This is a genomic window from Poseidonibacter sp. (assembly GCF_041821165.1).
GTDB lineage: Bacteria > Campylobacterota > Campylobacteria > Campylobacterales > Arcobacteraceae > Poseidonibacter.
The window spans coordinates 1-8,550 of sequence record NZ_JBGUES010000096.1 but is presented as its reverse complement, the minus strand read 5'-3'; the positions used below and the strand labels follow the sequence as shown (position 1 = coordinate 8,550).

Sequence of the window (8,550 nt, the reverse complement as noted above, 5' to 3'; positions counted from 1 at the left end):
CTATTTTAAGTCTTTCAATATCTATTTTTTGGAATAAGCTTACAACTTTTGGCAATAATGTAATATTTCTTTTTAAATCTTCAAATGAGTTTTTTACTTCTGATTTTTTACTTTTATATTCGATATTTTCTATACTCACAATAAGTTTCTTATCCAATTTAATATAGAATTGCGAAATCAAAATATTTTTAAAAGAAAAAGAGTTAATTTTTATGCCCATATACAACAATGAAACTGATGAAATTATTATCAAAAAGAAGAAGACAAGTAAAGCTTTAGTTATTTTTAACATTATAGAGTTATTCCTTATAGCAATTATAGTAATACTTTTTTATGTAACTATACCTCTTACATCTACAAAAGTATTGTATATTCCTAAAGGTAGTACAAATAATATTATATCATATTTGAATAAAACTGGATTTGAAATGAATATAGTTGATAAGGTTATATTAAAAAACTTGGGTTATATTCAAAGTGGTTGGATTGATATAAATGAAAATAAATTATCAAAAATGGATTTTTTATATAAACTTACAACTTCAAAAGCAGCATTAAAATCAATTACTCTAATACCTGGTGAAACATCATATATATTCTTAAAACAATTAGCACAAAGATTTAACTTATCAGAAGAGAAACTATTTGAGGTTTATGATAAACACGCATATAAAATAGATGGAAATATTTTAGCAGATACCTACTCATTACCTTATGGTATGAAAGAAGAGCATATGATTCTTTATTTATTTTCTCAAAGTAATAAAAGATATCAAGCTTTATCTGAAAAAATATTCGGATATTATGATAAAAGAAAATGGTATAACTATTTAAGTTTGGCATCAGTTATACAAAAAGAAGCTGCAAGTATAGATGAAATGCCAATAGTTTCAAGTGTAGTACATAATAGAATTAAAAAAGGTATGAGATTACAAATGGATGGGACATTAAACTATGGTAAATATTCTCATGTAAAAGTTACAGCACAAAGAATTAGAGAAGATGACTCTTCATATAACACATATAAAAATGTGGGGATTCCAAAAGATCCAGTTTGTGCAGTAAGTTTAAACGCTATAAAAGCAGCAATATTTCCTGTTAAAAGTAATTATTTATATTTTGTAAAAGATAATAGAACAGGACTTCATAAATTTTCAAACTCTTATGCAAAACATATTAATAATATTAATTCAAATAGAGGCGTAAAAAAAGAGTACACAAAAATAAAAAATAATGAAGATGAGATTGATAAAGAAGCAAAAACAATAATGCAATCAGACATAAGTTCCCAAAAACCAACATCAATCAAAGAACTTTGGGGAAATGTTAAATAATAATTGTGAAAAATTGAAACAAACACTTTTTTGACACAAATTTAAGAGTAGCTTTCAATGTTGCTGAATTTAAATGTCGCTATGATAGGGGCAATATAAAATTTAAATTTAGGAAATTACATGTCAAAGATTATTTACACAAAAGTTGATGAAGCTCCAGCATTAGCAACTTATTCTTTCTTACCAATGATTAAAGCTTTTACTAAAAGCTCAGGTATCGAAATGGTTACAAAAGATATCTCATTAGCAGGAAGAATTATCGCTAACTTCCCTGAGAACTTAAAAGAAGATCAAAAAATCGCTGATCATTTAGCAGAACTAGGTGCATTAACTCAAGATCCATCAGTTAATATTATTAAGTTACCAAACGTTTCTGCTTCAATTCCTCAATTAAAAGCAGCAATTGCTGAATTACAATCAAAAGGTTATGATGTACCAAACTATGATGCAAGTGAAGAAATCACTGCAAGATACTCTAAAATATTAGGATCTGCTGTAAATCCTGTATTAAGAGAAGGAAACTCAGATAGAAGAGCTCCAGGTGCTGTTAAAAATTACGCAAAAAACAACCCTCATAGAATGGGTGAATGGAAATCTGATTCTAAAACTGAAGTTATGCATATGGATGCAGATGACTTTTATGGTGCAGAATTATCAAAAACTTTCGAAAATGAAGATGATTTAAAAATTTCTTTTATTAGCAAAGATGGAGAAGAAAAAGTATTAAAAGCTTCAACTCCTGTATTAGCTGGTGAAATTATAGATGCTACTTGTATGAGTGCAAAATCATTACAAGAATTCTACCAAACTGCAATTAACAGAGCTAAAGAACAAGATGTATTATTATCATTACACTTAAAAGCTACAATGATGAAAGTTTCTGATCCAATTATGTTTGGATTTGCTGTAAAAGTATACTTTAAAGACTTAATTGCTAAACATGGTGAATTATTTGACTCTTTAGGTGTTAACTTCAACAATGGTTTAGGTGATTTATACTCTAAATTAGATCAAGTTGATGCTGATAAAAAAGCTGAAATTGAAGCTGATATTGCTGCTGTTTACGAAAAACAACCAAGACTTGCAATGGTAAATTCTGCTAAAGGAATTACTAACTTACATGTACCATCTGATGTTATTATTGATGCATCTATGCCTGCTATGCTTAAAGGTGGTGGTAAAATGTGGAATGCTGATGATAAAGAAGAAGATACTGTTGCTGTAATTCCTGATAGATGTTATGCACAATCATTCCAAGCTGTAATTGAAGATTGTAAAGAAAATGGGAAATTAGATGTTACAACTATTGGAACTGTTCCAAATGTTGGTTTAATGGCTCAAAAAGCTGAAGAGTATGGTTCACATGATAAAACTTTCCAAGCTTGTTGTGAAGGTAAAATCGTTGTAACTGATAAAGCTGGAAATACTGTATTCTCTTTTGATACGCAAGAAGGTGATATCTTCAGAATGTGTCAAGCAAAAGATGCACCAATTCAAGATTGGATTAAATTAGCAGTTACAAGAGCTAGATTATCTAATACTCCTGCAATTTTCTGGTTAGATGAAAATAGAGCACACGATGCTGAAATGATTAAAAAAGTAAATAAATACTTACCAGAGCATGATACTACTGGTTTAGATATTTCAATTATGGCACCTGTTGATGCTACTAAAAAATCATTAGAAAGAATGAGAGCAGGATTAGATACTATTTCTGTAACTGGAAACGTATTAAGAGATTACAATACTGACTTATTCCCAATTTTAGAATTAGGAACATCTGCAAAAATGTTATCAATCGTACCATTAATGCAAGGTGGTGGATTATTTGAAACTGGTGCTGGAGGATCTGCTCCTAAACACGTTCAACAATTTGCACAAGAAGATTACTTAAGATGGGATTCATTAGGTGAATTCATGGCTTTAGCTGCATCTTTTGAGCACTTAGCAAATACACAAGGAAATAAAAAAGCACAAGTTTTAGCTGATACTTTAGATAAAGCAACTGGAACTTTCCTTTTAAATGACAAATCTCCAGCTAGAAAATTAGGTTCAATTGATAATAGAGGTTCTCACTTCTACTTAACAATGTACTGGGCTCAAGAATTAGCTGCACAAAATGATGATGCTGAATTAAAAGCTGAATTTACTCCAATTGCTGAGAAATTAGCACAAAATGAAGAAAAAATTGTTTCTGAATTAGTAGCTTCTCATGGAAAAGCTGTTGATATGGGTGGATACTATTTACCAAATGATGAATTAGTTTCTGCTGCGATGAGACCATCTGCAACTTTAAATGCTATTATTGGATAGTCTTTAAAAAAGATGTATAAAAAGGTAGGCAATTTTTTGTCTACCTTTTTTTTTATATAAAAGGAAAAATTTGAATAATAAAAAAGTTGGAATAATTGGTGTTGGAAATGTTGGTTCAACATTAGCATTTAACTTAGCATCAAAAAATATTTGTTCTGAAATTGTTTTAAAAGATGTAAGAGAAAATATTGTAAAAGCAATGGCTTTAGATATTTCTCAATCAGCACATGCTGCAAACTCTTTAACAAATGTAACAGCTGCAATAAATGCAGATGAATTTAGTGATTGTGATGTTGTTGTAATTACAGCAGGAGTTGCAAGAAAACCTGGAATGAGTAGAGATGATTTGCTTTTAATAAATGCAAAAATCATGACATCTGTAATAAATGATACAATTAAATATAATCAAAATGCTATAATTATAATAGTTTCAAATCCATTAGATGCAATGGTTTATACTGCACTTAAAGCATCAAAGTGGCCAAGAAATAAAATAATTGGAATGGCTGGAATATTAGATAGTTCAAGAATGGCTCATTTTATCTTTGAAAAACTAGCTTATGGTCAAGGACAAATTAAAGCTTCTGTTATGGGCGGACATGGAGATGATATGGTTCCTTTGCCAAACTTTTCAACAGTTAATGGTCTTGCACTTACAGAAGTATTATCAAATGATGATATTGAAGATATCGTAAATAAGACTAAAAATGGTGGCGCACAAATAGTTAAGTTACTTGAAACAGGTTCAGCTTATTATGCACCTGCTTATTCAACATCTTTAATGGTTGAAGCAATCCTAGAAGATAAAAAAGAAGTTTATCCTTGTGCTATAATGCTTGAAGGTGAATATGGTTATGATAATATTGTAGCTGGTGTTCCTATTATGCTTGGGAAAAATGGAGTTGAAAAAGTTATTGAATTAAACTTAGAAGATAATCAAAAAGAACAATTCAATAAATCAATTAATTCTGTTCAAGAACTAGTTGATACCTTAGAAAAAAAATTATTCTAAAAGGCTTTATTATGAAAGAAACTTTTGAAGTACATAACGTAAAATGTGGTGGTTGTGCTAATACTTTAATTACATCATTAAAAAAAGATTTTGGTGATGTAAGTGTTGATTTAGATGTTACACCAAGACAAATAACTTTAGATATCAAAGAAGATAAAAAAGAAGATTTAAAATTAAAATTAAGAAGTTTAGGATATCCTTTAGTTAGTGATGAACTAAGTGGATTCCAAAAAGCAACTACAACAGCTAAAAGTTTTGTATCTTGTGCTATTGGAAAAATTAACAGTTAAAATTGTCAAGAAATTGTCAAGAAATATTTACTTTTTAACTTTGCAAAAAGAAATTATAATACTGCTAGTTTAACTAAAACGAATTAATTATAGGAGGACTATGAAATTATACGCACCATGGGAAAAAGCATTCAGAAGAATTGCTACACCCTTTGAACACTTTATACACGCACAAACTACAACTGGACTTATTCTGGTTTTTATGACAATATTAGCTCTTACTTTAGCAAATTCCCCATTTGCAGAGAGTTATTTACACTTTTTTCATATGAATATTGATCTGAATATTGGTTCTTGGGCATTATCTCATTCTTTACACCATTGGATTAATGATGGGCTTATGGCAGTATTTTTCTTTATTATTGGACTTGAAATAAAAAGAGAGATAACAGCAGGTGAACTATCAAATTTAAAAGTTGCTATTTTGCCTATTATTGCAGCCATTGGGGGAATGGTATTTCCTGCAATGATTTATTTATATTTTAATGCTAATGAAGTAGGAGCAAATGGTTGGGGAATACCTATGGCTACTGATATTGCTTTTGCAATTACAGCACTTGTACTTTTAGGTAAAAGAGTACCAACTGCACTTGTAACTTTTTTAGTAGCACTTGCAATTGTTGATGATTTAGGTGCAGTTTTAGTAATAGCACTTTTTTATACAGAAACAATAAATATGATACCTCTTGGTTTAGCAGCAGCTATGTTATTTGTAATGATAAGCTTAAATAGATTCGGAATTCATGCTATTTTACCTTATTTTATTATTGGTTTATTTATGTGGTTTTTTATGCTTGAATCAGGAGTTCATGCAACAATTGCAGGAGTTTTAGCAGCACTTACAATTCCATCAAAACCTAAAAGAACGCCAGAATCTTTTTCAAAAGATACTATGAATCTAATAAAAGAGTATGAAAAGTATCCAGTTGAAGAGAATTATATAATGCATGAAAATCAAAAAGCTTTACTTATAAATATTAAAGATAGAATAGATCAAGTTGGAACACCGGCATCAAGACTTGAACATAATCTTCATTTACCTGTTGCACTTATTATTATTCCTCTTTTTGCTTTAGCAAATGCTGGAATTGCTATTGATTTTAGCTCAATTGGCTCTACAATTTTAGAACCAGTATCCCTTGGAATTATTGCAGGACTTATATTTGGAAAAGTTATTGGAATATTTGGTTTATCATGGCTAGCAATTAAATTAAATATTGCACAATTGCCAAAAGATAGTACTATGAGTCAAATATTTGGAGTATCTTTTTTAGGTGGTATTGGTTTTACAATGTCAATTTTTGTAGCTGATTTAGCATTTATTAATTCACCTGAACTTATTTTACAAGCAAAAGTTGGAATACTTTGTGCTTCTTTATTTGCTGGATTATTTGGATTTTTTTGGTTAAAATACATTGCAAAGAAGACAACATAAAATAAGAGGTAAAAAATGAAAAAAGTACTACTAGTTGAAGATGACTTAGTTTTACAAAACTTAATAAGTGAGTATTTAGAAGATTATAGTTATTCATGTAGTGCTTTTTCAAATCCAGTGGATGCATTAGAGTCATTTAAAGAAAATCCAGATGACTTTACTATTGCAATACTAGATCTTGGCCTTCCAAATATGGATGGCTTTGATTTATTTAAAAAATTAAAAGAAATAAAAAATATCCCTATTATTATATCAACAGCAAGAGATGACATAGGAAACAAAATCTATGGATTTGAACTTGGAACTGATGATTATCTATCAAAACCTTATGAACCTAGAGAATTAGTTCTTAGAATTGAAGCTACTTTAAAGAGATATAATAAAGCAGATTCACTTAAAATACTTGAATTAAGTATTGATACTAATAGTTCAAGAGTTTTCTTATCTGGCATTGAAATAGAGTTTACTAAAATTGAAAAAGAGATATTCTTACTATTTATAAATAATCTAAATAAAATTATCTCAAGGGAAGATATAGTAAAAAAAACTTCACTTAATAATGATACAAAAAATAGAACTATTGATATGCATATAAGCAATATAAGATTTAAGATTGATGATAACTCTAAAGAACCTAAATATATAAAATCTATTTGGGGTATTGGATATAAGTTTTTTTATGACAATTAGAAAACGATTATTTATATCATTTAGTTTAATCTTATTGATTGTTACTTTTATTATTGGAGTGTTTTTTTATACAATTTATAATTTAAATAGTATAAATTCCCAACAAAAACATAGGTATGATCAATTAATAAGAGTAGAAAAGTTAAAAGAGTTTAATAACTCTTATTCATGGATAGTACTTGATATTATTACTGATTTTGAAAAAATAGAAATTGTAAATAAAAGAATCAAAAAAACAGATGAACTATTTGAAAATTTAAATACTTTAAAAATTAAAATCATAAATAACTCTCAATCAAAAGAAGAAAAAAAGAATTTAGTTTTGATTTTTACATATTTTGAGATTATGCAAAAGCTTATAAAAGAAGATTTACACAATTTAGTACTTAGTAAAAACAGTGAATTTGCTATTTTTGATAAAGAGTTTGAACAAATAAATATTAATACACAAAAACTACTTGAACTAGAAATAAAATACCTACAAGATAAACTAAATCAAACTCAAAATAAAAGAGATGCTTTTTTAGATACTATAAAACTTGAATTAGTTATCTTATTTATTGTCTTATTTCTTTTTAGTTTTGTAATTTCCTCAAAAATTATAAATGAGATAAAAGATAAGCTTTATAGACTTAATCAAGGGGTTTTACAACTATTTAAAAATGGTGAAAAAACTATTAAAGTAGATATTGGAGAAAATAATGAGCTTAGTTTAATAACTAAAAATCTAAACTCTTATTTACAAATGCAATCTGATATTATAGATTCAAGAGAAGAGTTATTAAGAAATATAAGTCATGAATTAAAAACCCCAATTACAAAGGGTAAATTTATGCTTGCAAAGATTGAAAACGCAGATGATAATAAAATATATAAAGATATAAATACAATTTTTCATGATATTGAAAAACTTACAAGTAAACTATTACAAAGAGAAAAATTAAACTTTGCAGTCTTAAAAACAACAAACTTTAAATCAAGTAGTTTAATACTAGAATCTTTATCTAAGCTATCAATTGAAGATGAATCACAAGTAATTGTAAATATAAAAGATGATTTTAATATTGAAGGAGATTTTTATTATCTAACTATGGCACTTAAAAACCTAATTGATAATGCAATAAAATATGCTAAAGAGTTTCCTATTGTAATAGAAAGTTACGATGATGCAATTTATATTAAAAATATTGCAAAGAGACTGTCAAATGACTTGATATATTATATTCAACCTTTTACAAGAGAACCAAACCAAGAGCAAGGTCATGGTTTAGGTTTAAATATTGTAAATAAAATTTTAAGCCTTCATGGATTTAATTTAAAATATAAACATAAAGACTTTTATAATATATTTTATATATTATTTAAAGCTAAAAATAACAGCTAGCCTTAGCCAGCTAAACTAGATAAAATACCAATCCCTCCAAATGTAAGAATATTTACTATTATCAGATTTCTTAAAAACTCCATGTTATTTCC

The 8,550-nt window shown here is 27.8% G+C and carries 7 protein-coding genes; all 7 read left to right on the top strand.

Features of this window, described 5'->3' with window-relative positions; all coding sequences use genetic code 11:
• The first annotated feature begins 212 nt into the window (after window positions 1-212).
• Window positions 213-1,334: an endolytic transglycosylase MltG gene (mltG, locus tag ACERKK_RS08455; RefSeq protein WP_373772646.1), complete on the top strand. Its 1,122-nt coding sequence runs from the start codon at window positions 213-215 to the stop codon at window positions 1,332-1,334.
• Window positions 1,335-1,454: 120 nt separating this feature from the next.
• Entirely contained in the window at window positions 1,455-3,647 is a 2,193-nt protein-coding gene (locus ACERKK_RS08450) for an NADP-dependent isocitrate dehydrogenase (RefSeq protein WP_373772645.1), read from the top strand.
• A gap of 70 nt (window positions 3,648-3,717) precedes the next feature.
• Window positions 3,718-4,659, top strand: a complete 942-nt coding sequence (gene mdh / locus ACERKK_RS08445) for a malate dehydrogenase (protein WP_373772644.1) — start codon at window positions 3,718-3,720, stop codon at window positions 4,657-4,659.
• 11 nt (window positions 4,660-4,670) lie between these two features.
• Window positions 4,671-4,949 (top strand): heavy-metal-associated domain-containing protein, encoded by a 279-nt coding sequence (locus tag ACERKK_RS08440; protein WP_373772643.1) that lies wholly within the window; start codon window positions 4,671-4,673, stop codon window positions 4,947-4,949.
• Between the two features lie 100 nt (window positions 4,950-5,049).
• Window positions 5,050-6,384 carry a Na+/H+ antiporter NhaA gene (gene nhaA / locus ACERKK_RS08435; protein WP_373772642.1) on the top strand — a complete coding sequence of 445 codons (1,335 nt, stop codon included), beginning with the start codon at window positions 5,050-5,052 and terminating at the stop codon, window positions 6,382-6,384.
• 15 nt (window positions 6,385-6,399) lie between these two features.
• Complete coding sequence (locus tag ACERKK_RS08430) at window positions 6,400-7,074, top strand: response regulator transcription factor (protein WP_373772641.1); 675 nt, start codon at window positions 6,400-6,402, stop codon at window positions 7,072-7,074.
• Window positions 7,064-8,458, top strand: coding sequence for an ATP-binding protein (locus ACERKK_RS08425; RefSeq protein ID WP_373772640.1), 1,395 nt, complete (start codon window positions 7,064-7,066; stop codon window positions 8,456-8,458). The genes ACERKK_RS08430 and ACERKK_RS08425 overlap by 11 nt, the downstream gene beginning before the upstream one ends.
• Window positions 8,459-8,550: the final 92 nt, after the last annotated feature.